This is a genomic window from Granulibacter bethesdensis, from assembly GCF_001889545.1.
In the GTDB taxonomy this organism is placed as follows: domain Bacteria; phylum Pseudomonadota; class Alphaproteobacteria; order Acetobacterales; family Acetobacteraceae; genus Granulibacter; species Granulibacter bethesdensis_B.
Window position 1 is genome coordinate 1,383,845 of record NZ_CP018194.1, and the last position, 24,160, is coordinate 1,408,004.

20 protein-coding genes and 2 tRNA genes are annotated in these 24,160 nt (G+C 58.7%); 6 read left to right on the forward strand and 16 right to left on the reverse strand.

Translation table 11 applies throughout. The features are described 5' to 3' along the window. The first annotated feature begins 16 nt into the window (after nucleotides 1-16). A complete protein-coding gene (locus GbCGDNIH8_RS06375; RefSeq protein ID WP_475690365.1) occupies nucleotides 17-1,492 on the forward strand; it encodes a helicase HerA domain-containing protein in 1,476 nt (491 codons plus the stop codon). Nucleotides 1,493-1,498: 6 nt separating this feature from the next. Here the strand turns inward: GbCGDNIH8_RS06375 and msrP are convergent, their stop codons facing one another. Further along, the gene (gene msrP, locus GbCGDNIH8_RS06380) at nucleotides 1,499-2,443 is read right to left on the reverse strand and encodes a protein-methionine-sulfoxide reductase catalytic subunit MsrP (protein WP_072572527.1); all 945 of its coding nucleotides are present in this window, start codon (nucleotides 2,441-2,443) and stop codon (nucleotides 1,499-1,501) included. Nucleotides 2,444-2,767: 324 nt separating this feature from the next. On the opposite strand from msrP, the gene GbCGDNIH8_RS06385 reads away from it, so the two are divergent. Beyond that, on the forward strand, nucleotides 2,768-3,046 hold the full coding sequence (locus GbCGDNIH8_RS06385; protein WP_072572528.1) for a hypothetical protein: 279 nt from the start codon (nucleotides 2,768-2,770) through the stop codon (nucleotides 3,044-3,046). A gap of 10 nt (nucleotides 3,047-3,056) precedes the next feature. Here the strand turns inward: GbCGDNIH8_RS06385 and GbCGDNIH8_RS06390 are convergent. The 5 genes from GbCGDNIH8_RS06390 to ssb all read right to left on the reverse strand — a co-directional run bounded on the left by GbCGDNIH8_RS06390 (nucleotide 3,057) and on the right by ssb (nucleotide 7,954). Continuing rightward, nucleotides 3,057-3,132 (reverse strand) — tRNA-Lys (locus tag GbCGDNIH8_RS06390). Between the two features lie 179 nt (nucleotides 3,133-3,311). Next, the gene (locus GbCGDNIH8_RS06395; RefSeq protein WP_072573698.1) at nucleotides 3,312-3,815 is read right to left on the reverse strand and encodes a peptidylprolyl isomerase; all 504 of its coding nucleotides are present in this window, start codon (nucleotides 3,813-3,815) and stop codon (nucleotides 3,312-3,314) included. 90 nt (nucleotides 3,816-3,905) lie between these two features. Next, nucleotides 3,906-4,457, reverse strand: coding sequence for a pantetheine-phosphate adenylyltransferase (gene coaD, locus GbCGDNIH8_RS06400; RefSeq protein ID WP_072572529.1), 552 nt, complete (start codon nucleotides 4,455-4,457; stop codon nucleotides 3,906-3,908). Beyond that, entirely contained in the window at nucleotides 4,450-7,206 is a 2,757-nt protein-coding gene (gene gyrA / locus GbCGDNIH8_RS06405; RefSeq protein ID WP_072573699.1) for a DNA gyrase subunit A, read from the reverse strand. The genes coaD and gyrA overlap by 8 nt, the downstream gene beginning before the upstream one ends. Before the next feature lie 229 nt (nucleotides 7,207-7,435). Further along, entirely contained in the window at nucleotides 7,436-7,954 is a 519-nt protein-coding gene (gene ssb, locus GbCGDNIH8_RS06410; protein WP_072572530.1) for a single-stranded DNA-binding protein, read from the reverse strand. Between the two features lie 167 nt (nucleotides 7,955-8,121). On the opposite strand from ssb, the gene uvrA reads away from it, so the two are divergent. Then, nucleotides 8,122-10,992 (forward strand): excinuclease ABC subunit UvrA, encoded by a 2,871-nt coding sequence (gene uvrA / locus GbCGDNIH8_RS06415; RefSeq protein WP_072572531.1) that lies wholly within the window; start codon nucleotides 8,122-8,124, stop codon nucleotides 10,990-10,992. 318 nt (nucleotides 10,993-11,310) lie between these two features. Further along, entirely contained in the window at nucleotides 11,311-11,517 is a 207-nt protein-coding gene (locus tag GbCGDNIH8_RS06420) for a hypothetical protein (RefSeq protein ID WP_072572532.1), read from the forward strand. A gap of 80 nt (nucleotides 11,518-11,597) precedes the next feature. Here the strand turns inward: GbCGDNIH8_RS06420 and ntrX are convergent, their stop codons facing one another. From ntrX to ykgO, 9 genes are all read right to left on the reverse strand, one after another. After that, on the reverse strand, nucleotides 11,598-12,986 hold the full coding sequence (gene ntrX, locus GbCGDNIH8_RS06425) for a nitrogen assimilation response regulator NtrX (RefSeq protein ID WP_072572533.1): 1,389 nt from the start codon (nucleotides 12,984-12,986) through the stop codon (nucleotides 11,598-11,600). Nucleotides 12,987-13,033: 47 nt separating this feature from the next. Next, nucleotides 13,034-15,364, reverse strand: coding sequence for a sensor histidine kinase NtrY-like (locus GbCGDNIH8_RS06430; RefSeq protein WP_172822909.1), 2,331 nt, complete (start codon nucleotides 15,362-15,364; stop codon nucleotides 13,034-13,036). A gap of 49 nt (nucleotides 15,365-15,413) precedes the next feature. Beyond that, on the reverse strand, nucleotides 15,414-16,904 hold the full coding sequence (gene ntrC / locus GbCGDNIH8_RS06435; protein ID WP_072572535.1) for a nitrogen regulation protein NR(I): 1,491 nt from the start codon (nucleotides 16,902-16,904) through the stop codon (nucleotides 15,414-15,416). 81 nt (nucleotides 16,905-16,985) lie between these two features. Beyond that, entirely contained in the window at nucleotides 16,986-18,167 is a 1,182-nt protein-coding gene (locus GbCGDNIH8_RS06440; RefSeq protein WP_408874676.1) for a two-component system sensor histidine kinase NtrB, read from the reverse strand. A gap of 2 nt (nucleotides 18,168-18,169) precedes the next feature. Further along, nucleotides 18,170-19,222, reverse strand: a complete 1,053-nt coding sequence (gene dusB / locus GbCGDNIH8_RS06445) for a tRNA dihydrouridine synthase DusB (protein WP_072573701.1) — start codon at nucleotides 19,220-19,222, stop codon at nucleotides 18,170-18,172. A gap of 160 nt (nucleotides 19,223-19,382) precedes the next feature. Beyond that, a complete protein-coding gene (locus tag GbCGDNIH8_RS06450; protein ID WP_072572536.1) occupies nucleotides 19,383-20,576 on the reverse strand; it encodes an FAD-binding protein in 1,194 nt (397 codons plus the stop codon). After that, nucleotides 20,573-22,030, reverse strand: a complete 1,458-nt coding sequence (locus GbCGDNIH8_RS06455; protein WP_072572537.1) for an FAD-linked oxidase C-terminal domain-containing protein — start codon at nucleotides 22,028-22,030, stop codon at nucleotides 20,573-20,575. Before GbCGDNIH8_RS06455 ends, GbCGDNIH8_RS06450 begins: the two co-directional genes overlap by 4 nt. A 45-nt stretch (nucleotides 22,031-22,075) precedes the next feature. Beyond that, nucleotides 22,076-22,471 (reverse strand): VOC family protein, encoded by a 396-nt coding sequence (locus GbCGDNIH8_RS06460; protein ID WP_072572538.1) that lies wholly within the window; start codon nucleotides 22,469-22,471, stop codon nucleotides 22,076-22,078. Between the two features lie 123 nt (nucleotides 22,472-22,594). After that, on the reverse strand, nucleotides 22,595-22,720 hold the full coding sequence (gene ykgO, locus GbCGDNIH8_RS06465; RefSeq protein WP_025286647.1) for a type B 50S ribosomal protein L36: 126 nt from the start codon (nucleotides 22,718-22,720) through the stop codon (nucleotides 22,595-22,597). Between the two features lie 142 nt (nucleotides 22,721-22,862). Here ykgO and GbCGDNIH8_RS06470 point away from each other — a divergent pair, with 142 nt between their 5' ends. Next, on the forward strand, nucleotides 22,863-23,285 hold the full coding sequence (locus GbCGDNIH8_RS06470; RefSeq protein WP_072572539.1) for a hypothetical protein: 423 nt from the start codon (nucleotides 22,863-22,865) through the stop codon (nucleotides 23,283-23,285). Here GbCGDNIH8_RS06470 and GbCGDNIH8_RS06475 read toward each other — a convergent pair. Beyond that, on the reverse strand, nucleotides 23,257-23,688 hold the full coding sequence (locus GbCGDNIH8_RS06475; protein WP_072572540.1) for a DUF983 domain-containing protein: 432 nt from the start codon (nucleotides 23,686-23,688) through the stop codon (nucleotides 23,257-23,259). The two genes, GbCGDNIH8_RS06470 and GbCGDNIH8_RS06475, sit on opposite strands and share 29 nt — an antisense overlap. Before the next feature lie 230 nt (nucleotides 23,689-23,918). Between GbCGDNIH8_RS06475 and GbCGDNIH8_RS06480 the strand changes: the two genes are divergently transcribed. Further along, nucleotides 23,919-24,011, forward strand: a tRNA-Ser gene (locus GbCGDNIH8_RS06480). Nucleotides 24,012-24,160 lie beyond the last annotated feature (149 nt).

Consider the following 24,160-nt stretch of genomic DNA (forward strand, 5'->3'; position numbering starts at 1 on the left):
GACCGCTTCAGGGCTGATGGATACGGTGATGACGTTCGGGATCGACTTGGGAACCACGCGGGACGGTACGACTGCCCGGCTTGATCTTGAAGAACTTCTGGCAACCCGTTTGCTGGTACAGGGAAATTCCGGTTCCGGTAAATCGCATTTACTGCGCCGTATGCTGGAGCAAAGCGCAAACTGGGTGCAACAGGCCATTATCGACCCCGAAGGGGAGTTCGTCACCCTCGCTGAGTCCTATAACCATCTGATTATTCAGGCAGAAGGCCGCAGCGAGGCATGGCTTCAGAGAACGGCAGAACGGGTGAGGCAGCATCGCGCTTCTGTCGTACTCAGTCTGGAAGGGCTGGATGCCGATATTCAGATGCGGGCTGCCGCAGCTTTTCTGGGAGGCTTGTTTGATGCCGACCGGGATCACTGGTTTCCCATGCTGGTGGTGGTCGATGAGGCCCAGCTTTTCGCTCCGGCGGCGGCAGGCGAGGTTTCTGATGAAGCACGCCGCGCTTCACTCGGGGCCATGACGAACCTGATGGCACGGGGGCGCAAGCGCGGTCTGGCCGGGATTATCGCCACGCAGCGACTGGCGAAGCTGGCCAAAAACGTTGCGGCAGAAGCCTCCAATTTTCTGATGGGCCGCACTTTTCTGGATATCGACATGGCCCGTGCTGCCGATCTGCTGGGGCTGGAGCGCCGTCAGGCGGAAATGTTCCGTGACCTTCAGCGCGGACAATTCATTTCTCTGGGGCCAGCCCTGTCACGCCGTCCCTTGCAAATCCAGATTGGCAGCGTACAGACAGGCGCCAGAGCAGCCCTGCCCACTCTTACCCCTCTGCCCCCGGTTGCGGCTGAAGAGGTGCGGGATCTGGTTTTGTCAGGACCAGAGCCGGAGGCAAGGCCACTGCCGCCTCGTCGGCCGACCGCCCCGCCACCATTGGATGTTGCCGAGCAACTGGCCCGCTTCCAGCCAGCCCAGAATACGCTACCGCTTCCCCTGACGGAGCAGGAGCAGGAGGAGCGTGATCGTAAGGTACGGGATATTCTGCGCGATATTCTGGATGATCCAGAGGCAGGATTCAGGCCGCTCAGCGTGCTGTATCAGGATTTTCTGGTACGCTGCCGTATCCATGCGGTCACCGGGGATGCTCCTGCGCTGCCCCAGTTCCGCGCTATGCTGGCAACGGCCCGCGCCGGAATAGATGCGGAAACCGAGGCCGGTGGTCCATGGCAATCGGCCGTGGAACGCAGCCTGATGCTGCCTGACGACATGCGCGGCGTTTTCCTGATGCTGGCCCGAGCGGCTCTTGAAAGATCACCGTGCCCCTCTGATGAAGACATTGCCCGGGCCTATGGGACACGCTCGCTCGGGCGGGCCAGACGGCTGCTGGGCTATATGGAGGAGAAGAACCTCCTGGTGCTGCGTAATGACCGGTCTGGCCTGCGAATTCTCACAATGGTCGAACTCGGCTGGGAAACTGCCCCTGCCGCCGCATGAAAGGGGCTACATGAAAAGCTTCTCACGGCTCCGCCCCGTATAAAGAGACGCGACCTGTTCCGCATAACCATTATAGAGCAGGGTCGGCACGCGTTCATCGCTGCCAATCAGCCGTTCTGATGCCTGACTCCAGCGCGGATGCGGCACATCCGGATTGACGTTGGCCCAGAACCCGTATTCCCGAGGGCCGGTCTGTTCCCAGAAAGTCTTGGGACGCTGATCAGTAAAGCTGATGCTGGCCAGGGATTTGGCAGATTTGAAACCATATTTCCACGGCACGACCAGGCGCAACGGAGCACCATTCTGGGGAGAGAGCGGCTTTCCGTACAGCCCTGTTGCAATGAAAGCCAGTGGATGAGTGGCCTCATCCATCGCCAGTCCTTCCGTATAGGGCCATGGGTACCATATCTGGGCCAGGCCGGGCATCTGGTCCGGCTCCATTCTGGTTTTGAACACGACATAGCGCGCCCCGGAAAGCGGTTCTGCCAGTGCGACGAGATCGGCAAGCGGAAATCCCGTCCATGGCACTGTCATGCTCCACGCCTCAACGCAGCGATGGCGGTAGATACGTTCCTCCACCTTCATTTTCCCCAGCAGCTCTTCAAAGGCGATGGTGCGGGGTTTTGCTACCATGCCATCAATGGCCAAAGACCATGGATGCAGTTTCATGGCCTGGGCAGCGCTTACAATGTCTTTGGTAGAACCGAATTCATAAAAATTATTATAGCTGAGAACGTCCTTTTCAGCCGAAAGCGGGCGGCCTGCTGATGGAATACCGGTTTTTAAAGCAGGAGAAGATCCGGCTGCATGAGACTGGGTGCCATACATGGCAGTCCCCAGCGCAGGCGCCACCAGAGCCGTCTGCAAAAGAGTGCGACGACCGAGGCGGTTTTTCTCTGGCGATACACGCGCTTCGGATATAGCCCAGTCTGGTCGAACGATAATTGGCATATTCTACCCTATCCTGTCCGAAACATGCTGTGTGCTGATATGGTGCCGACAACACTCCGAACAATCCTTGCAACCGTTGGGAACAGGCAGAATTCAATGGACTCATACGATATTGCTATCCGTCGGTGGGCTGGGCGCATCGTCGTGATCGGTATGGCATTGATGATCTGCATCAACCTGTATCGGGCCTGGCAGGCCAACTGACCAGGTCAGCCATTTCGCTCTTATTGCAAGAAGAAATGCATTTATTGCATACTCCGTGGCGCAAGCAGCACCTCAGGTCTGATTAGCCTGACGGCTTCCACGTCCCGGAGTTATAGTGTGATGGCAGGTGGTCATAGGTCACTCGCAACCGACCTCGCCCTGATCATCAGGCTGGAATCTTCTACCGGAGAAGAGCGCGTTACGATCGGCAGATTGCAATTGCTGCGTCTGCTGGCTCTGGCAGGTCTGGACAGAACAGAGGCATTCTCCGCCCTCACATCCGCCCGTACCCGCACTGTGCACATCTCAAAAGAACGACTGCATCCGGTACTGTTAATGGCACGGCGCAGGATTGAAACCTGCCAGAATGAACAGGCCGAAAAAGATCAGACAGAATAAGATAGATATATGGTGAGCCCGGTGGGACTCGAACCCACGACCTACAGATTAAAAGTCCGTTGCTCTACCAGCTGAGCTACGGGCTCCCATAGAAAGCAATGCGTGGCAATCAAATGCCCCCTCATTGCGTGCCCGGCTAATTGGCCGAGACGCGGCTCCGGGTCAAGACCCTGAAGCCGATTTATCTTTCAAAACAAGGGATATCCGCACCAGTCCGGGCGAATACCCCTTTTTTGCAGCGCTGTGATTCCACAGAAAAAGAAAGTTACTGCGGATCGCTAGCCAGGCGCATCTTTACGATACGGTCGGGATTCTGGACCATGCCGCTGGCACCAGAGCCGCGCTTGATCTTGTCCACGAATTCCATGCCCTGAATGACCTTGCCCCAGATGGTATACTGGCCATCCAGGCTGGGGGCCGGAGCGAACATGATAAAGAACTGGCTGTTCGCACTGTTCGGGTTCTGGGTCCGGGCTGCACCGACTGTGCCGCGCAGGAAATGCGCGTCATCAGTGAATTCGGCAGGCAGATCAGGCAGCTTGCTGCCACCCGAACCGGTTCCGGTCGGGTCGCCACCCTGCGCCATGAAGCCTTCGATCACACGATGGAAGGGGGTGTTGTCATAAAAATGCTCGCGACACAGTTCCTTGACGCGTTCGACATGCTTCGGCGCCAGGTCGGGGCGCAGTTCGATGACCACGCGACCATAAGGCAGGTCGAGGTAAACCAGATTGTTAGGGTCAGCCGCTTGGGCTTCGGTCTCGCTCATCGCGATCCCTCCGATCATTGCTGTTGTGGCTGCGGCGAGCAGAGTGCGTCGGCGCATAGTCGTATCCTCTCTGTCAGGTAAGGGGCCTTTTCAGACGGGCCTTTCCGGGTCAGGGACCGAAGACGTCCTGACACGCGCAAGCGTACGCTGCAATGTCAGGGGGGGCACAAAAGTGGAAATATCCCCCCCCAGCCGCGCGATTTCCTTCACGAAGCGGGAGGAAATGAACTGGTGACGTTCACTCGCCATCAGAAACACTGTCTCGATATCTGGTGCCAGGCGATAATTAGTGCCTGCCATCTGTACCTCGTAATCGAAATCCGACACCGCACGCAGACCACGGACGATGATACTGGCACCATGCTGGCGGGCGAAGTCAATCAGTAGCGAGGAAAACGGCACCACCTCAATGGTGGTTCCAGTTTTTTCCCCCAGCGTAACCGTTTCGGCACGAACCAGATCCACCCGCTCCTCCAGCGGAAAAACCGGATTTTTGCCGATATTGGCAGCCACACCGATCACCAGACGGTCGAACATCCGGGCGGCACGGGTAATGACGTCCAGGTGGCCGTTCGTCACTGGATCGAACGTACCGGGATAGACGCCGGTGCGCAGCATCTTGCCCTGTGCCGACTCAGTCATCTGAATCCGTCACCTGTCCATCAGGTGCTGCCGGAGCGACTGAAGCGTCATCATCCCCGTCATCATCGACAGACTCTGTCTCCAGCACCGGGAAAACGCTGGTGACGACCTCATCCTTATCAACCCGGAACAGGGTGACGCCCATGGTAGAGCGTCCGGTAATGCGCACCTGATCAGCAGGAACACGAATCAACCGACCCGCATCAGTGACCAGCATCACATCATCACCCGGCCGGACCGGAAAAGTCGCCGCAACGGCCCGTCCATTACGCGGGGCCAGGTTGATATTCGCGATTCCCTGTCCGCCACGACCCGAAACACGGTAATCATAGGCGGAGGAACGTTTACCAAATCCGGCGATCGTCACAGTGAGCAGGAATTCCTCGGATTCTTCCAATTCGGCAGTCCGCTCTGGCGAAAGTGCCGTATCATCGGTCGTGACCTCGGAATCATCCGCTTCCATGACCTCGGCATCGATCTGCTCCTCTTCTCCGCCAGCACTGCGGCGGCGAGCGGAGGCATAGCGTAAATAGGCTGTCCGCTCTTCCGGCGTTGCCTCCACATGCCGCAGCACGGACAGGCTGATGACCTCGTCTCCCTGCGCCAGCTTCATACCGCGGACACCAGAGCTTTCGCGTCCGGCAAAAACGCGCAACGTGTCCTCATTCGCCTGGAAACGGATGCAGCGGCCCAGGCGGGAGGCCAGCATGATGTCATCCCCCTCCCGACAGGTAGCGACGCCGATCAGGCGGTCACCTTCATCCAGCTTCATCGCGATCAGACCGGAAGCCCGCACATTTTTGAAGTCGGAAAGCCGATTGCGCCGGATACCGCCGGAAGCAGTGGCGAACACCAGATGCAGTCCCTCCCACAGCGACTCATCCTGCGGCAGCGGAAGCACGGCAGTAATCCCGTCACTGCCCAGTTCCGGCAGCAGGTTGACCAGCGCCCTACCCTTCGCTGTTGGGCCGGCTTCCGGCAGGCGCCAGACTTTCTGGCGATACGCCTTGCCGCCAGAGGAGAAGAACAGCACCCATTGATGCGTATGTGCGTTAAAGCTGCGGGTCACGATATCATCGCCACGCATGCTGGCAGCCGCACGGCCCCGTCCGCCGCGATGCTGCTGACGGAACACATCCAGCGGCGTACGCTTGATGAACCCGTCACGGGTGATGGTCACCACCATCTGACCCGGTTCGATCAGACTTTCATCATCCTGATCGGCAAGGCTGTCATTGATTTCACTGCGGCGTGGAGAATTCAGCTCGGCCCGGATCGCCACCAGCTCTTCCCGCATGACCTCCATGCGCCGGATATGGCTGCCGATGATTTCCAGAAGCTCGCCAATACGGGCGGCGACTTCCTGCATCTCATTATGGATCTTGTCGCGCTCAAGCCCGGTCAGGCGTTGCAGACGCAGTTCCAGAATGCCGCGTGCCTGCACTTCCGTCAGACGCACTGTCTGTGCTTCGGTCAGCACATTGCCGCCATCATCAATCAGCGTAAGCAGCGGCGCCACATCAGCCGCTGGCCAGTCGCGCTCCATCAAGGCGATGCGGGCGCTGGTGCTGTCCGGACTCTGGCGGATCAGGCGGATCACCTCGTCGATATTGGCAACGGCAATGGCCAGACCGACCAGCAGATGCGCCCGATCACGCGCCTTGTTCAATTCGAACCGCGCCCGGCGGAGGATGACATCCTCCCGGAAGCGAATAAATGTAGACAGCACATCCCGCAGCCCCATCAGGCGCGGTTGCCCGCCATCCAGAGCCAGCATGTTGATGCCATAGCTGATCTGAAGCTGCGTAAAGCGGAACAGGTGGTTCAGCACCACATCCGGCGTGGCATCACGCTTCAGTTCGATCACGACGCGCACGCCGGAGCGATCGCTCTCGTCGCGAATGTCGCTGATGCCCTCGATCTGCTTGGCACGCACCAGTTCGGCCATCCGCTCCTGCAAGGTGGCCTTGTTCACCTGATAGGGAATTTCGGAGATCACGATGGCCTGACGGCCGCCGCGCATTTCCTCGAAATCGGTACGGGCGCGGACGGTGATGCTGCCCCGTCCGGTCTCAAAAGCCGAACGAATGCCGGAGCGCCCAAGAATCAAACCGCCCGTCGGAAAATCCGGGCCGGGAATCACGGTCATCAATTCATCCAGAGTGATGTCCGGATTATTGATCATCGCCAGAGTGGCGTCGATCACTTCGGTCGGATTGTGCGTCGGGATCTTGGTTGCCATGCCGACGGCAATACCGTCAGCGCCGTTGACCAGCAGATTGGGATAGGCGGCGGGCAGAACGCGGGGCTCCACCTCGCTTTCATCGTAATTCGGCTGAAAATCGACTGTATCGCGGTCAATATCGTTCAGCAGGAAACTGGCGGATCGGGCCAGACGCGCCTCGGTATAGCGCGGCGCGGCAGCAGGATCGCCATCCATGGAGCCGAAATTGCCCTGCCCGTCGATCAGCGGTACGCGCAGGGAGAAAGGCTGGGCCAGACGCACAAGCGCATCATAAATCGCGGCATCACCATGCGGATGGTATTTACCCATCACGTCACCGATGATGCGGGCGGATTTGCGATACGGTTTATCCGCCGTATAGCCGCTTTCCTGCATCCCGTAGAGGATGCGGCGATGCACCGGCTTCAGACCATCCCGCGCATCGGGCAGCGCACGGCTGACAATGACGGACATTGCGTAATCGAGGTAGGAGCGGCTCATCTCCTCCTCAAGCGTGACCGGCATCAGCAGGGAGCTACCGTTCGGATCGTCATCCGGCGGTGCAGACGGGGGATTGGTATGATCGCTCAATGCACTCTCACGAGATCAGTAGTAAACGGCAATACGGGTCAGGAACCATGACCCGTCCTCCCGATCCATACCATGCCTCCGTCATCCAACATAGACGGTTGCATCGGCAGACCTGAATGATGAAGGGACGCAGCCAAGATCCCTTCGTGATGATGTCATCCGATCAGAACGGAATTTCGTCGTCCAGATCGCCACCATGAGACGGCTCCCAGCCACCCCCACCGGATGCTGGGCGGCTGCTGCCCCCCCCAAATCCGCTGCCGCCGGATGGCGCACGCTGGGCAGGAGCAGCCCGATAACCACCGCCTTCACCAGCCCCTTCCCCGCCGGAGCGGCTGTCCAGCATGGTGATCTCACCACGGAATCGGCTGATCACGACCTCAGTGGTGTATTTTTCCTGGCCGGACTGGTCGGTCCATTTCCGGGTCTGAAGCGCCCCTTCGACATAGACCTTGGTGCCCTTGCGCAGATAGCGTTCGGCGATATCCGCCAACCGGTCATTAAAGACCACCACACGATGCCATTCGGTGCGTTCTTTCCGCTCACCGGAAGCACGATCATTCCACGTTTCGCTGGTCGCGAGCGTAAAATTCACCACCTTGCCGCCATCCTGGGTATTGCGAACCTCGGGGTCGCGCCCGAGATTACCGATCAGAATAACCTTATTGACACTGCCAGCCATATATCTATCCGCTTTTCGTTCAGGCCGGACAGGCAATAAAGATGTCCGGCAAGTGGGTAACCTCTATAGCATGGGTGATTTGCTGTTGCTATCCACGCGGAACTTTTCCAGAACATCTTCCTTGTCGTTGCTATTCCTGCTCCCTCCTCTCGTGTCGGATTGATCGTATGGCCGGTTCCATTCGTGTGCGTGGTGCCCGCGAGCACAACCTGAAAAACATCGATATTGATATTCCAAGGGACAGCCTGACGGTCATTACCGGCCTGTCTGGCTCAGGCAAATCATCACTGGCCTTCGATACGATCTATGCCGAGGGGCAGCGGCGTTACGTCGAAAGCCTGTCCGCCTATGCGAGACAGTTTCTGGAACTGGCGGGCAAGCCGGATGTGGACAGTATCGAAGGTCTCTCTCCCGCTATCTCGATCGAGCAGAAAACCACCAGCCGCAATCCCCGCTCCACTGTTGGTACGGTAACGGAGATCCACGACTATATGCGTCTGCTCTGGGCGCGCGCGGGCGTTCCCTACTCTCCCGCGACCGGGCTGCCGATCGAGGCCCAGACCATCAGCCAGATGGTGGATCGGGTGCTGGACATGCCATCCGGCACAAGGCTGCTGCTGCTGGCTCCGGTGGTGCGCGGCCGCAAGGGAGAATACCGCAAGGAACTCGCCGAGTTGCAGCGGCGCGGCTTTACCCGCGTCAAGGTGGACGGCGAATTATACGATATCGGTGATGTCCCTGCCCTGAACCGGAAGCTCAAGCATACGCTGGAAGCGGTGGTGGATCGCGTGGTGGTCAAGGAAGGGCTGCAACAGCGTCTGGCTGACAGTTTTGAAACCGCGCTGGGTCTGTCTGACGGCATTGTCTACGCTGAAGATGCGACCAGCGGAGAACGCACGGTTTTTTCCTCCCGCTTTGCCTGCCCGGTCAGTGGCTTTACCATTGAGGAAATCGAGCCACGCCTGTTCAGCTTCAACTCCCCGCACGGCGCCTGCCCGGCCTGTGACGGGCTGGGGGTCGAAAATTTCTTTGATCCCGATCTGGTCGTGCCGAATGAACGGCTCAGTCTCAAGGACGGTGCCATTGCGGCATGGTCCGGCGCGGCCAGCCCCTATTACGATCAGACATTGATGGCTCTGGCCGCGCATTATCATGTCGATCCTCGCACGCCATGGGAGGAACTGGCCGATGCATGCCGCAACGGCATCCTGTTCGGCACCGAAGAGGATGTCTCCATCACCTATAAAGACGGGGTGCGCAGCTATACGGTGAAGCGGCCATTCGAGGGGGTGATTCGCAATCTGGAGCGCCGCCTGCGCGAAACCGACAGTGTATGGGTGCGGGAGGAACTGTCCCGGTATCAGGCTGAAAAACCCTGCCATGTCTGTGATGGCGCCCGGCTCAAGCCGGAAGCGCTGGCCGTAAAAATCAATGGCAAGGACATTGCGGCAGCCTCGGAATTATCGATCCGTGATGCGCTGCCCTGGTTTCAGTCCGTGCTGGCCAGCCTGACCCCGCAACGGGCCGAGATCGCCCGGCGCATCCTGCGTGAAATCGAGGACCGGCTTCAGTTTCTGCTGGATGTCGGCCTTGATTATCTGACCCTTGCGCGATCCTCTGCGACGCTGTCCGGGGGAGAAAGCCAGCGTATCCGGCTGGCCAGCCAGATCGGCTCCGGCCTGACAGGGGTGCTCTATGTACTCGACGAACCGTCAATCGGGTTACATCAGCGTGATAATGACCGGCTGCTTGGTACGCTCCGACGCCTGAAATCGCTCGGCAACACCGTGCTGGTGGTCGAGCATGACGAAGATGCGATCCGCGCGGCCGACCATCTGATTGATATGGGGCCGGGTGCGGGCGTCAATGGGGGGCATGTGATCGCCTGCGGCACCCCGCAGGAGGTCGCGAAACATCCCGATAGCCTGACAGGCGCCTATCTGTCAGGCCGTGCCGCGATCGCCGTTCCCCGGCAGCGTCGTCCAATTCAGAAGAAACGGATGCTGACTCTGGTGGGAGCAAGGGGCAATAACCTCAAAAATGTCACGGCACATTTTCCGCTGGGGACTTTTACCTGCGTGACCGGCGTGTCCGGTGGTGGAAAATCCACGCTGGTCATTGATACACTCTACAAGCTGACCGCCAGACGGTTGATGGGGGCGGCTCAGGTGCCTGCGCCGTATGATCGGATTGAGGGGCTGGAACTGCTCGACAAGATCATCGACATCGACCAGTCCCCTATCGGTCGTACACCACGTTCCAACCCGGCCACCTATACCGATCTGTTCGCCCCGATCCGGGAATGGTTTGCAGAACTGCCGGAAAGCCGGGCACGAGGCTACAAGGCGGGCCGATTCAGCTTCAACGTCAAAGGCGGTCGCTGTGAGGCCTGTCAGGGTGACGGAGTGCTGAAAATCGAGATGCACTTCCTGCCGGACATGTTCGTCACCTGCGATACCTGCAAGGGCAAGCGGTACAATCGTGAGACTCTGGAAGTAAAATTCCGCGACAAATCCATTGCCGACGTGCTGGATATGTCGGTCGATGAGGCTGTGCCCTATTTCAGCGCCGCCAATCGCATCCATGATCGGTTGAAAATCCTGCAACAGGTCGGGCTTGGTTATGTGAAGCTGGGTCAGCAGGCCACCACGCTCTCCGGCGGCGAGGCGCAGCGTGTGAAATTGTCCAAGGAACTCGCCCGCCGTGCGACCGGGCGGACTTTGTATATTCTCGACGAACCCACCACCGGGCTGCATTTCGAGGATGTCCGCAAGCTGCTGGATGTGCTGCATGCGCTGGTTGATCAGGGCAATACTGTCATCGTGATCGAACACAATCTGGAAGTCATCAAAACAGCGGACTGGATTCTGGATCTCGGTCCGGAAGGCGGTGATGGCGGTGGAATGATTGTAGCAGAGGGCACGCCTGAACAGATTGCGGCTTCTCCTGACAGCCATACCGGGCGTTTTCTGGCTCCCCTGCTTGCGAAACCAACCGCATCAACGCGCCGGGGCACACGCAAGCGGGCTGCTGAATAATACTTTAAATCATCGTATTAAGTAAAATTTATCAAAGAACGTTTTTTGTTTGTTGATTTAAGGGGCTGATCGTGGTTTATTCACGATGCCGCTCGGGGAGATCATCAGCCGGGCTGCCGGAGATGATGATGCACGTTCTGCTGGCCCTTCCCGGGTATTCGTTCCTTCCTCAAACTGCCTGCGGTCCCGGCCGCAGGCCATTTTCTTCCTGTGCATTTCGAATGTGCTGTTGCGACCACTGAGCAGCCGGTTCCTGCAAAAGCCAATCTTTGAGACATCATGGAAGAAAAACGGGTCCCCCCCCGTGAGGAGAAAACGATGTTGCAATCTCATGTGATCGAGGTCGATGGCGCTTTTCTGGGCGCAGCGGTCCGCAATGAAAGCGGTTTCCGTTTCGTTGCCATCGATCTGCGCGTTGAGCAACTGGATGGCAGCATATGGCCGACTTTGGCCGATGCAAAACGCCTGGCAAGTCAGCTTTATCGTCATGGACGCCTGCTGAGCGCCCCTGTCGTCAGACAATAACCAAAGCTTTTCAATTTATCTCAATATCAACCGGCTACGGAAAGCTCCGTAGCCGGTTTTGCTATGCCTGGTCCTGGCTTTCAGCCGGGAATGCGATCATCGCTATTAACACCCAGCTGTTTCAGCTTGCGATGCAGTGCACTGCGCTCCATGCCGACAAATCCGGCCGTGCGGCTGATATTGCCGCCGAACCGCAGCAACTGCGCCTGTAGATACTGGGTTTCGAACAGATCACGGGCCTCCCGCAGCGGGAGGGCCATGACATCCGCCCCGCTATCAACATGCAGCAAGGCGGGTGCATTCGAGCTGATCTCAGGTGGCAGCATATCCGCCCTGATCGGATCAGTGGCTGAACCGGGTGCCATGATAACCAGCCAGTCCATGACATTGCGCAGCTGGCGGACATTGCCAGGCCAGTCATACGCCTGCAACGCAGTGAGTGTATCGGTGGACAGATCGCGCAGCGGCATGCCGGATGAGGATGCTGAACGCGCCAGAAAATGCCGGGCCAAAGCAGGAATATCCTCCCGCCGCTCCTTCAGTGCCGGAACCCGTAACGGCACGACCGCAAGGCGATAGTAGAAATCCTCACGGAACCGCCCCAATGTAATCTCGGCCTGCAAATCGCGATTGGTGGTCGCGATCACACGCACATCCACCTTGACCCGGGCTGAGCCGCCCAGACGTTCGAATGTCTGATCCTGAAGCGCCCGGACAATCTTGCCCTGCGTTTCCAGAGGCATATCGCTGACTTCATCCAGCAGCAGCGTCCCTCCATGGGCGCGTTCCAGCACACCGGCGCGTCTTGGTGTCTCTGCGGTTGCCTCAACCCCGAACAGTTCCTCCTCAAAACGGGCGGGGTTCAGGGTGGCGCAATTAAGCGCGACAAACGGGCCGTCCGACCGTCTGGAACGGCTGTGCAACAGGCGGGCAACGATTTCCTTACCGCTGCCAGCGGGACCGGTGATCAATACGCGAGAGCCGGTAGGAGCGACTTTGTCGACGCTGTTGCGAATGCCGTTGATGACATTGCTGTCACCGATCAGATCGCTTTCCGGCCCGGCGCGTAGCCGTAGTTCCGCATTTTCCCGCGCCAGCCGAGCCGCATTCAGTGCATGGCGCACCACCAGCAGCAAACGGTCTGAATTGAAGGGCTTTTCAATAAAATCGTACGCTCCGGCATGGATCGCATTGACGGCGGTTTCGATATTACCGTGCCCCGAGATCATGACGACTGGTACATGCGGTTCTTCCGCATGCAGCACCTGAAGAATGCCCAACCCGTCCAGGCGCGATCCCTGCAGCCAGACATCCAGCAGCACCATGGATGGACGCCGGGCACGGAAAGCCGCGATAGCAGAATCAGAATCGGCTGCCTGACGGGTTTCATATCCTTCATCACGCAGAATCCCGTCGATCAGCAGACGGATATCCGGTTCGTCATCAACGATCAGGATTTCGTGCACCATGCTAACCTTTCATCCTCTTCGTCTTCAGAGCCGTGTGGAGTCCCGCTTTATACAGCCGTGATTCCATCAGGATTTGAAGCATTGTTCTGTAATGGAAGGAACAGTGACGCCACAGTTCCCTGCCCATCCTCATTGTCTGCCAGCACCACCCGTCCACCATGGTCTTCCATGATCTTTTTGACGATAGCGAGGCCAAGCCCGGTCCCTTTGGGTTTATGCGTCACATACGGCTCTGTCAGATGTGCCCTGTCGACATCAGGCAGCCCGACACCATTATCGATGACGGAGAGCCGTATTTCTTCGCCCTCTGTCGCCACGCGAAGCATAATACGGCCATCCTGGCGGTGGGGCGTTTCCAGAGCATTTGCGACAACGCTGCCGCTATTGCCGAAGCGGGTGACAACCGCATCGGCAGCGTTTTGAAGCAGATTCGTCAGTGCCTGTCCCAACAGCCGGCGATCACACAGGGCGGAGGGACCACGCTCTGGAATATCGGTGGTCCAACCGAGTTCAGGCCGGGCACTGCGTTGCAAAATCAAAGCATCACGGGCAACGCGGCCGACATCCTCCAGCTTGATCACTGGCTGCGGCATACGGGCAAAAGCGGAAAATTCGTCCACCATGCGGCCTATGTCACCGACATGCCGGACAATCGTATCAACACATTGTGTAAACGTCTCGGGATCAGAGCTGATCTCTCTGGCAAAGCGGCGTTTCAACCGTTCCGCCGCCAGCTGAATGGGCGTCAGAGGATTTTTGATCTCATGCGCGATCCGGCGTGCTACATCCGCCCATGCCGCTTTCCGCTGGGCGGATTGAAGCTCGGTGATGTCATCGAAGGTAACGACAAAGCCAGGTGCATCCACGGGAGATGCTTCTCCGCCCCTATTATCTGAAATGTGCCGCTCTGCACCGATCCGCGCCAGAAGAGTTCTGCGGCCGCTGGAGCGGGTCAGATGAATTTCTGCCACCTGAGCCCGGTCCGGCTGCTGACGCGCTGCCTCGATCAGAGGAGAGAATTCCTGTGCAATCTCGGCAAGCTCTGAGCCTACCGCAGACATGAGATCCTGACCAAGCAATTCTCCGGCCGCGCGGTTCGGTAGTTCGATCAATCCTGCAGCATTCAATCCCACCACACCGGCAGAAACACCGGACAACACGGCCTCGGTAAAGCGGCGGCGTTCATCGATCTGGGCGTAGGCGTTGAACAACTCTGCACGCTGGGCGGAAAGCTGGCCGGTCATCCGGTTGAAGGCCCGGCTTAACCCGGCAATTTCATCACCCGTAGCGGCTTCGGGAACGCGTACCGAAAGGTCTCCTGCGCGTACACGCTCTGCCGCCAGAATCAGGCGCCCAATCGGGCGGGCAATCTGGTTGGCCAGCACCAGACCGATCAACACAGCCGCAGACAGGACCAGCAGCGCAACCAGCGCAAAAATCAGCACAAAGGTAATCTGCAGACCGGAGCGATTCTGATCCAGCCTTTCATACTCGGCCACTGCTTCTTCCACATGATGCATGTGATCAAGAATAGTGGGATCAACCGGACGACCGATCACCAGCATCAGCGGAGGGGTTGAATTGAGCTGCACGACCGCCCGCACGGCTGTGCCGTTTTCCGCGCTCAGCACGGCAACATCTCCGGTGCGGGCCATGTCGATGGCCCAGCTCGGCGGAATCTCCGTCGCCAGGCCGGCCACCAGACCGGCAGAGGCAATCACCTGCTTTGTCACCGGTTCGAACACGACAGCCTCGGTCAGGCCACGCAGAACGGTCTGCTGATCCAGCGTACGAAAAAATGCATTGGGATCAGTGATCGAGATTTTACCAGCCTGGGAAAGGTCATTGGCCATACCGGAGGCATCGCCGCGGATATTATTGCGGTGTTCGTCCAGATAACCGCGTGCCGTCTCCAGACTTTCTTCCAACGCGGTGCGGACACGGTCGTTGAACCAGGACTGGATGCCGAAATTGAAAAATGAGGTGGCAAATCCTGCCACCAGAATACTGGGGACAACGGCAACAACGCTGAACAGCAGCACCAGCCGTACATGCAAGCGCGATCCGGCTGATCCGCGCCGCCGTTCCGTCCAGACACGGGTCAGGCGTCCGGCCAGCACCGCACCGAGCAGCAGCAGCACGATCAGATTGGCCAGAACCAGACCAAACACGAGATTTGGGCGCCCGCTCAGCGGAATGCCGCCCGCCAGCACGGCAAATGTACCGACACCGAGGGCCAATGCGCTGATGGCCAGAACAAGCGTCACCACACGCCCCAGCATCACATTGGAGATACGGCGCAGCATGTTGCCAAGACGGCGCGTCGAGTGCAAAGCCGGATTAGTTGCGTGACCGGAACTGGAAGATGTGTGGATCATGGTTGCGCTCCGTTACGGAGAGCCTTTCCGATCATATGTAAGGGCGGTTTCAGGCGATCCCCCTGACCACGGGAATATCCAGATCGCGGATTTTCTTCCGGAGGGTATTCCGGTTCAGTCCCAGCATCGCCGCAGCCTTGATCTGGTTTCCACGTGTTGCCGCCAGCGTCATCTGAATCAGTGGACGCTCCACCTCTGCCAGAACACGATCATAAATATCTGATGGCGCAAGCCCATCATGATGCGCCGCCAGAAAAGTGCGGATATGACGCTCGACAGCCTGAGACAGTGGCTCGTGGGAGGCATTGCCGACTGAGCGTTCCTCTCCACCCATCCCGGCTTCAGCGCCGCGCCAGTCGCCATCATTCTGCGCCACATCCAGCAGTTCAGCCTCAACAACACTGGCAGAGATAACCTCCTGCGGACACAGGGCGGCCAGACGACGCATCAAATTTTCCAGCTCGCGCACATTGCCTGGCCAGCGATGAGCACGCAGAGCCTCAATCGCGCCCTGATCAAGGCTTTTGGCAGGGAGGCCTGATTCACGCGCACGATCCAGAAAATGGCGGGCCAGCAGGGCAATATCCTCGACCCTCTCCCGCAGGGCAGGCAGGCGAATGGGCACCACGTTCAGACGATAAAACAGATCCTCGCGGAACAGTCCCTGGCGGATCGCCTGCCGCAAATCCCTGTGCGTAGCTGCAACAATCCGTACATTGGCCCGGATAGGCTGCCGACCACCGACAGCCGTGAACTCGCCCTCCTGCAACACACGCAGCAGACGTGTCTGCGCTTCCGGTGGCATATCGCCGATTTCATCAAGAAACAGCGTGCCGCCATTCGCCTGCTCGAACCGCCCCTGGCCACGCCCAACCGCGCCGGTAAAGGCCCCGCGTTCATGACCGAATAATTCGCTTTCGATCAGCTCACGCGGAATGGCGGCCATGTTGATCGCCACGAAAGGACCATTGCGGCGCTTGCCATAATCATGCAGCGCCCGCGCCACCAGTTCCTTGCCGGTGCCGCTTTCACCATTGATCATCACGGTCAGATCAGCCGTCGTCAGGCGCGCAATGGTGCGGTATATTTCCTGCATCGCCGGGGAACGTCCGATCAGCGGCAGCCGCTCATCCTGATCGGCAGGTTCCCTGACGGGGGCTTCCGGTTGCGGAGGCGCTGCTTCCAGCGCACGTCCGACAACCGACAGCAATTCTTTCAGATCAAACGGTTTCGGCAGATATTCAAACGCCCCATGCTGGGTTGCCTTCACCGCTGTGCTGAGCGTGGATTGTGCGCTCATCACCACGACACGAAGATCAGGACGGATCCGTTTAATACGCGGGATCAGATCAAGCCCGTTTTCATCCGGCATCACGACATCGGTGATGACCAGATCCCCTTCCCCATCTTCCACCCAGCGCCACAGCGTGGACGCGGTGGAGGTGCTGCGCACCTGATAGCCGGAGCGCCCCAGGGCCTGAGTCAGCACTGTGCGGATCGAACGATCATCATCTGCGATCAGGATTGTGGGAGTAGACATCAGGATGCTTTCCGCGCACGGGTCAAAGCGAAGGATAATTCAGAAACCGGGCAGCAAGGCCGGAGGAGGAAGACAGGCCAGTCAGTCGCCATGGTTTGATTCCTCGACCAGCATCGGCATATGCAGGCTGAATTCGGTACGACCGGGCCTGCTATCGACTTCGATCAAACCACCATGATCACCGATCACCTTTGCAACAAGGGCCAGCCCGAGACCGCTTCCTGAGGCCTTGGAGGTCACAAAAGGATCGAACAGATGATGGGTCATATCTTCCGTAATCCCCGGCCCATTATCGCGCACGGCAATAATCAGCGGCAGATGGGTTTTTCTGGTCGATCCTGGCACGGCCATACGGACACCATGGCGATAGGAGGTGGAGAGAATGATTTCTCCGCTGGACATGCCGCTATCGTTGATGGCCTCGGACGCATTCTTCACCAGATTGAGCAAAACCTGAATCAGTTGATCCCGATTGCCGAAAACCGGTGGCAGCGATGGATCATAATGCTCCACGAAACGAATGCCGGAGGCAAAGCCGGTCTGTGCCAGGCGGCGCACATGCTCCAGTACGCGATGGATGTTCACGGCTCCGCGCTGGATGGGTTTTTCGCCAAATGCCTCCATGCGGTCGACCAGAGCGCGGATACGATCCGCTTCTTCCCTGATCAGCACAGTCAATTCCTTGTCTGCTTCCGCCACGGATGATTCCAGAAGCTGTGCGGCCCCGCGAATACCGGAAAGCGGGTTTTTAACCTCATGCGCCAGAATGGCGGCCATGCCGGTCACGCTGCGGGCCGCATTGCGGAAGGCGAGCTGGCGGTCCAGATGACGCGCCGCCGAGGAATCCTGCATGGTCAGCATGATGCAGCCGGGATACTCGGTCAGTGGCGTGCCCTGCACCGCAATGCCTTCCCGCTGAAAGCGCGGACCTTCCAGAGACATGTCATGGTCGGCCACAGTGGCGCCCTCGCGCCGTACTTGATCAATCAGGATAAAAACCGGGCTGTCGGACGCCACCACATCGGCAAGGGTCAGGTTCAGCAATTGCTGAACGGACAGGCCGAGAAACTGCTCCGCCGCATGATTGGCGTAGATAATCCGATTTGTTTCCGTCAGAATCAGCAGCGGCATCGGCAGGATGCCCGGCAATGAGCCCGGATCAATCACAGGAATATGGCCCTGCCCTGCTGCAGAATGAGCCTTTACGGTCAGGCGATCATGAGCAACAGCGGTTTGATTGCTTGTCTGGCCACGTCCTGCCATGGTCACTCCGCCGCCGCACAATGAGTGGGCGATGTGACCTCGGCCTCGATCAACGGATCAAAGAATGCGTCGATCAGATCCAGCACCTGTGACGGATCAGCCAACCGGTTGACGGTGGCGCGAAAAGCCGCCGATCCATGCAGGCCGGTGGTGTACCATGACACATGCTTGCGCGCCAGACGCATACCGGCATCCGTACCGAAGCAATGCAGCATCGCATCATAATGACGCAGCAGGATCTGCTTGCGCTCGCCCAGCGAAGGATCAGGCAAATAAACTCCATCCCGCAGATAGGCCGCTACCTGCCGGGGAAACCAGGGTCGGCCGTAGCAGCCACGCCCGACCATCACCCCATCAGCGCCCGACATGGCCCGTGCCTCTGCCGCCTGCTCGACCGTCTGAATGTCTCCATTGACGATGACAGGGAGGGATGTCGCCTGCTTGACCCGCGCCACAAAGGCCCAATCCGCTTTGCCTTCGTAAAACTGCTGGCGGGTACGTCCATGCACGGTGATCATGCGGATACCCGATGCCTCGGCGATTTTTGCCAGTGACGGCGCATTGAGGCTCTGGTGATCCCAGCCCATACGCATTTTCAGCGTGACCGGAACAGAGACAGCTTTCACGGTCGCTTCAAGGATTTTTGCAGCCGCAACCTCATCACGCATCAACGCGGAGCCAGCTGATTGTCCAACCGCTACTTTTTTGACCGGGCAGCCGAAATTGATATCGATCAGCTCCGCGCCTTTATCGACGGCAATTCTGGCGGCTTCCGCCATCGCATCCGGATCGCATCCGGCCAGTTGCAAGGCGTTCGGGCTGCCCGGTGAAGGCGGCCCAGCCGGTTCCGCCATGCGCAGCGTGGTTTTGTTCTCCCGCACCATAGCCCAGGAGGCGATCATTTCGGACACCACCATGCCGGTGCCCATTTCCCGTGCCAGTACGCGGAAAGGCAGGTCGGTCACACCTGACATCGGAGCCAGAATGACGGGGGTCTCGATCGTGACGCCACCACCAAGCGCAAGAGCGGGAAGTGTCCCCGCCCGCCCGGTCATACGGCTTTTGCTGCCGCTCCCTGCCTCCGGAAGCGAGGAGATAACGTCTACATTGCCCATGATTTGGGCAAACTAGCCGCCATGCCATCGTATTGCAATCCATCTTGCCACGGAAGAAAGCCCTAGCCGCTTCACTTTTTATCGTCCGGGCAGGAATGGGTCAGGAAACGGCACGCATCCGCCCCGGATTGAACAGGGCATGAGGATCAAACGCATCCCGTACCCCTGCCCCGAGACGCGCCAGGGCAGCCGGTTCCGGCGGGATAACGTCCACTGCCTGCCGCATGACATCCGGGGCGCGCATCAGGGTCCAGCTCCCTTTAACCGAGGCCACAGCCCTTGTAAGGGCATGATGCGTTTCCACATTGGCCGGAGCCGATATCCAGACCAGACCGCCGCCCCAATCCATCTGTGCCGCTCCCCCGCTCTGTCGTGCTGCGCTGACGATGGCCGGCCCGGCGGAAGGGGCCACGCTGACCCGCCAGATAGCATCCGTGGGAGCCTGAGTCAGAAAGCGGACATCCCGCACATCGCGCCACAAAGTCACACTTTCCTCATGGCCGAGCAGATGGCCACCCAGCATCGCCTGTAATTTTTCCAGCCGATAATGGGCGCTGGGAGTGAAAGCCTCAATCCGCAACAAGGCAGCCGGGCCATTGGCAGCCGCCAGATGCGCTACCCAGGCAGCCCCGGTGACACCGAAAGGCGAGCCCAGCCCGGCTGACAACAGACTCACTGCCTGTTCCGGCGAAGAACAGGGCAGAACCAGTGTTCCAACCGTTTCATCAGCCGGCAGAACCTTCAGGGTAATCTCGGTCAGCACCGCCAGTGTGCCGAAACTACCGGTCAGCAGCTTGCTGAAATCAAGCCCGGTGACGTTTTTCAGCACCCGCCCGCCGGAACGGATCAATTCTCCGCGCCCGTTCACGGCCCGCACCCCCAGAACGTGATCCCGAAAGGAGCCATATTGAATGCGTCTCGGCCCGGCCAGATTGGCGCCAACCAAGCCCCCCAAAGTCTGGGGTCTGGTCTGCGCCTCCCCGGCGCACAGCATATGTCGCAGATCAGGCGGTTCCGCGATCAGGATCTGACGATGCTCTGCCAGTGCTGCTTCCAGCACATCAATCGGCGTGCCGGGCCGTGCGGAAATGATCATCTCATGCGGGGAATAAAGCGTGATCCCTGCCAGATGACGGGTGGACAGGACACGATCAGCCCGGACCGGACGCAGCATGGCGGCTTTGGTTGCATTGCCCTCGATACAGAGCGTCTCCCGTCTGGCAACAGCCGCCTGAACGGTATCGACAACGCCCTGCTCACTCTCAGGAGCATCCTGGGTATGAAAAACGTTCATGCTGCTTCCGCAGTCCCGGCATTCTGCTTCATGGCGGGCAGCAAAGGAAAAACCTTGGCCGGATTGAGCAACCAGTCCGGATCAAACACTGATTTGACCATACGCTGCTGGGTCAGTTCGGTCTCATTGAACTGCACCGGCATCAGATCGCGCTTTTCGACCCCGACCCCGTGTTCTCCGGTCAGGCAGCCCCCGACCTCGACACAGAGACAGAGAATATCCGCCCCCAGCGCCTCCGCTTTTCTGACGCTTTCCGGATCGTTCGCATCATACAGGATCAGGGGATGGAGATTGCCGTCTCCGGCATGGAAAATATTGGCTACTCCCAGACCATAAGACTCACTCATCTCACGGATGCGATGCAGGGTGTAGGGAAGCTGGCTGGTCGGGATCGTTCCATCCATACACAGATAATCCGGGCTGATGCGGCCGATGGCGCCGAACGCGCCCTTCCGCCCTTTCCAGATAGCCATGCTTTCTTCCATCGAGGCCGAAACGCGCAGGCTGACCGGATCAAAGCGCTGACAGATCTGCTCGATCATGCCCAGCAGATGATCCTGTTCCTGGAGCGCGCCCTCGACCTCGATGATCAGCAAGGCTTCCGCATTCAACGGGTAGCCGGCTTTCGCGAAAGCCTCCGCGGCATGGATCGCCGGGCGGTCCATGAATTCAAGTGCCACCGGAATAATGCCGGAGCTGATGATGGCATCGACGCATTGCCCGGCAACCTCGTTGGAGGCAAACGCCGCCAGCATGGCCCTCGCCCCTTCCGGGCTATGGAGAATCCGCACCGTGACGTCGGTAACGATCACCAGTTGGCCCTCACTGCCGGTCAGCAGGCCCAGCCAGTCATAGCCAGCCGCGTCAGGGTAGTTGCCGCCAATCTCGATAATATCACCATTGATCGTCACAGCGCGGAGCCCGAGCAGGTTATTGGCTGTCACCCCGTATTTCAGGCAGTGCGCTCCGCCCGAGTTCATATTCACATTGCCGCCGATCATACAGGCCAGTTGGCTCGACGGATCGGGAGCATAGAAAAACCCTGCCCCCTGCACGGCCTGAGTAATGGCGATATTAGTGACGCCAGCCTGCACCACCGCATAGCGATCCTCATAATTGATCTCGACAATACGGTTCATCCGCATCATCCCGACCACAACAGAGTCACTGAGCGGCAACGCGCCTCCGGACAGGCTGGTCCCGGCGCCGCGAGGGATCACCCGAACGCCATGCTGGTGGCAGAAAGCCAGGACCGACGCGACTTCCTCAGTCGTTCCGGGCAGGACGACCGCCATCGGAGTTTGCCGATATGCGGTCAGGGCATCCGTCTCATACGGCTTCAGACGCAACGGGTCAGCGATCACCGCATCATCAGGCAGCAAGTGTCTCAGACCGGCCACGATGATATCGCGCTTCGCCAGAACATCCGCTTTCGGTTCCGGTAATTCGATCATCGCACGCCCTCTTATTCTGCCGCCGCTTGCTTCAGCGGGAGACGGTTACTGGAACCGTCCGCCACGCTCCAGAACCTCGATCAGATACCCGTCCGGGTCTTTGATGAAAAAGAACTTCCCGACCAGATGATCATGAAGACGAAGCTCCTTGACCTGCAAAGGCTCAAGACCTGCCTTGCTCATCCGGTCGTGCTCAGCCTGCACATCAGGAACAGAAACAGCCAGATGCCCGTAGCCATTGCCGAGATCATAGGCTTCTTCCCGACCATGATTAACGGTGAGCTCCAGTTCAAAGCCGCTTTCCGGATTGCTCAGATAGATCAGGGTAAAGCTGTCAAAACCCAGCCTGTCCGCAACTTCCAGCCCGAAGGCAGTGCGATAAAACGCCAGCGAGCGCTCTTCATTCAGAACGCGGATCATGGAATGGATCATCTTGGCCATGAATGCCTCCGTGCTTGATAGATCATAGCGGAAAAGCCGGAGATAAGGTGATTTCTCACCCTATGCTCCGGCTTTCCAGATAGTCCATATTTACGTCGACGCCATCAGAAGCGCCGCCCGTAATCAGCCCTGACGGGCTTTCATGCGGGGGTTCTTCTTGTTGATGACATAAACGCGGCCATGGCGGCGCACGACGCGGCAATTTTTGTCGCGCACCTTGGCCGACTTCAGGCTGTTACGAATCTTCATGATCCAGGCTTTCGGGTCATCTAACAATATGGAGGCCGCTGGGTAAGGCCCCGACATGGTTCTGTCAAGAACAAAGCAGGATTCGCCGAGATATTTTGGCGGTTGACGCAATCACGCCCTGCCCTGATACGCCTTATATATCATGGCACATCGTATAAACAGCACCCAATCCGCCTTTCTGATCGCATGCTTTGCCGTCACCGGCCTGACCGGCCTGATGGCCACCTACGCTCTCCCTGTCCCTTTTGAAGCGGCCGTGGAGAAGGAAACAGTGCTGGAGCATGCGGCAGCCGGCCTGACGTCAGGCAATCAACCCCTGACGGAGCAGATCCTGCACGATTCCGCGCTTCGCTCCATATTGGGTAAAAAGGCGGATGCCATCATAAGCGCGCCTCCCCAGGAAGCGGCAGAGGCATTGCTGCAGGAACGGGATGCAATACGCAGCCACGCGCTGGGTGAAACGCAGGCAGTCGCACGGCGGATGCGGCTGTTGGTTGTTGTCGCCACAGCCGCCGCCGCCTTGTTCGGGATTATCCTCAGTGGCCTGAGGAGCCGGCAGGACTGACGGTTTTTGCGGCATCCGGTGCTTTTTCGGCCTCGCTGCGGGCAAGAGCTTCCCGCCGCATTCCAAGCGCATGACACAGGCCGATGGTACCGCCTTTGACAATGGGCAGCAGCGCCAGCGTCATAATGACCATCACCGGCAGCCAGATTGCGAACTGTACCCACATGGCGGGTTCATAACGGTAGTCAGACCAGATGAAGGCCGGGATGACGATATGGCCGACGATAAACAGGGTTATGTAGGGGGGCAGGTCATCGGCGGGATAGGCTCCATTCTCGGTACCGCAGACGCTGCAACGAGGCTCAATGGCCAGATAGCCTTTGCGCAAACGGGTTTCGCCGCAGCCGGGACACGTATTGCGCATCCCACGCCACACCGCCTGCAGCATATACGAGCTGCTCATTAAGCCATCTCCTCGCTTCTGTTCTTACAGCACTAGGGCGGCCTGAGCCATCATTCAAGCACAACACACGGGTTGGAACAGCATTACCTGTACGATGTCAGCCTCAGTCGACACGGAAAGATCATTTTTCATGATCATGGCCAGTTGCACAATTGACGCACCCTCTCCCACGCTCTAGAAGCAGCCCTGCAAACGCCGTGTGCCGGATGAAAATCCAGCAGACGCCCGGCGGAGGGGTGGCCGAGAGGCTGAAGGCGGCGGTTTGCTAAACCGTTATAGGATGTCAAGTCCTATCGTGGGTTCGAATCCCATCCCCTCCGCCAGCCCCGCCAATTGCCCTCGATGGCCCGATATTGCCGCCGATCACCGCACACCACCATGCGGTATAGCGAACCGCCGTTTTCACTCTATTGTCCGATCAGCGTCTAGAATGGGAGCGCGGCAGGATTCGACGCGCTAGTAGTCGCTGCAC

What these genes read in the sequence shown, in the direction of transcription:
- GbCGDNIH8_RS06375 (WP_475690365.1), top strand. Translation starts at nt 17, where the DNA reads ATGGATACGGTGATGACGTTCGGGATCGACTTGGGAACCACGCGGGAC.
- msrP (WP_072572527.1), bottom strand. Translation starts at nt 2,443, where the DNA reads ATGCCAATTATCGTTCGACCAGACTGGGCTATATCCGAAGCGCGTGTA.
- GbCGDNIH8_RS06385 (WP_072572528.1), top strand. Translation starts at nt 2,768, where the DNA reads ATGGCAGGTGGTCATAGGTCACTCGCAACCGACCTCGCCCTGATCATC.
- GbCGDNIH8_RS06395 (WP_072573698.1), bottom strand. Translation starts at nt 3,815, where the DNA reads ATGAGCGAGACCGAAGCCCAAGCGGCTGACCCTAACAATCTGGTTTAC.
- coaD (WP_072572529.1), bottom strand. Translation starts at nt 4,457, where the DNA reads ATGACTGAGTCGGCACAGGGCAAGATGCTGCGCACCGGCGTCTATCCC.
- gyrA (WP_072573699.1), bottom strand. Translation starts at nt 7,206, where the DNA reads ATGCCGGTCACGCTTGAGGAGGAGATGAGCCGCTCCTACCTCGATTAC.
- ssb (WP_072572530.1), bottom strand. Translation starts at nt 7,954, where the DNA reads ATGGCTGGCAGTGTCAATAAGGTTATTCTGATCGGTAATCTCGGGCGC.
- uvrA (WP_072572531.1), top strand. Translation starts at nt 8,122, where the DNA reads ATGGCCGGTTCCATTCGTGTGCGTGGTGCCCGCGAGCACAACCTGAAA.
- GbCGDNIH8_RS06420 (WP_072572532.1), top strand. Translation starts at nt 11,311, where the DNA reads ATGTTGCAATCTCATGTGATCGAGGTCGATGGCGCTTTTCTGGGCGCA.
- ntrX (WP_072572533.1), bottom strand. Translation starts at nt 12,986, where the DNA reads ATGGTGCACGAAATCCTGATCGTTGATGACGAACCGGATATCCGTCTG.
- GbCGDNIH8_RS06430 (WP_172822909.1), bottom strand. Translation starts at nt 15,364, where the DNA reads ATGATCCACACATCTTCCAGTTCCGGTCACGCAACTAATCCGGCTTTG.
- ntrC (WP_072572535.1), bottom strand. Translation starts at nt 16,904, where the DNA reads ATGTCTACTCCCACAATCCTGATCGCAGATGATGATCGTTCGATCCGC.
- GbCGDNIH8_RS06440 (WP_408874676.1), bottom strand. Translation starts at nt 18,167, where the DNA reads ATGGCAGGACGTGGCCAGACAAGCAATCAAACCGCTGTTGCTCATGAT.
- dusB (WP_072573701.1), bottom strand. Translation starts at nt 19,222, where the DNA reads ATGACCGGGCGGGCGGGGACACTTCCCGCTCTTGCGCTTGGTGGTGGC.
- GbCGDNIH8_RS06450 (WP_072572536.1), bottom strand. Translation starts at nt 20,576, where the DNA reads ATGAACGTTTTTCATACCCAGGATGCTCCTGAGAGTGAGCAGGGCGTT.
- GbCGDNIH8_RS06455 (WP_072572537.1), bottom strand. Translation starts at nt 22,030, where the DNA reads ATGATCGAATTACCGGAACCGAAAGCGGATGTTCTGGCGAAGCGCGAT.
- GbCGDNIH8_RS06460 (WP_072572538.1), bottom strand. Translation starts at nt 22,471, where the DNA reads ATGGCCAAGATGATCCATTCCATGATCCGCGTTCTGAATGAAGAGCGC.
- ykgO (WP_025286647.1), bottom strand. Translation starts at nt 22,720, where the DNA reads ATGAAGATTCGTAACAGCCTGAAGTCGGCCAAGGTGCGCGACAAAAAT.
- GbCGDNIH8_RS06470 (WP_072572539.1), top strand. Translation starts at nt 22,863, where the DNA reads ATGGCACATCGTATAAACAGCACCCAATCCGCCTTTCTGATCGCATGC.
- GbCGDNIH8_RS06475 (WP_072572540.1), bottom strand. Translation starts at nt 23,688, where the DNA reads ATGAGCAGCTCGTATATGCTGCAGGCGGTGTGGCGTGGGATGCGCAAT.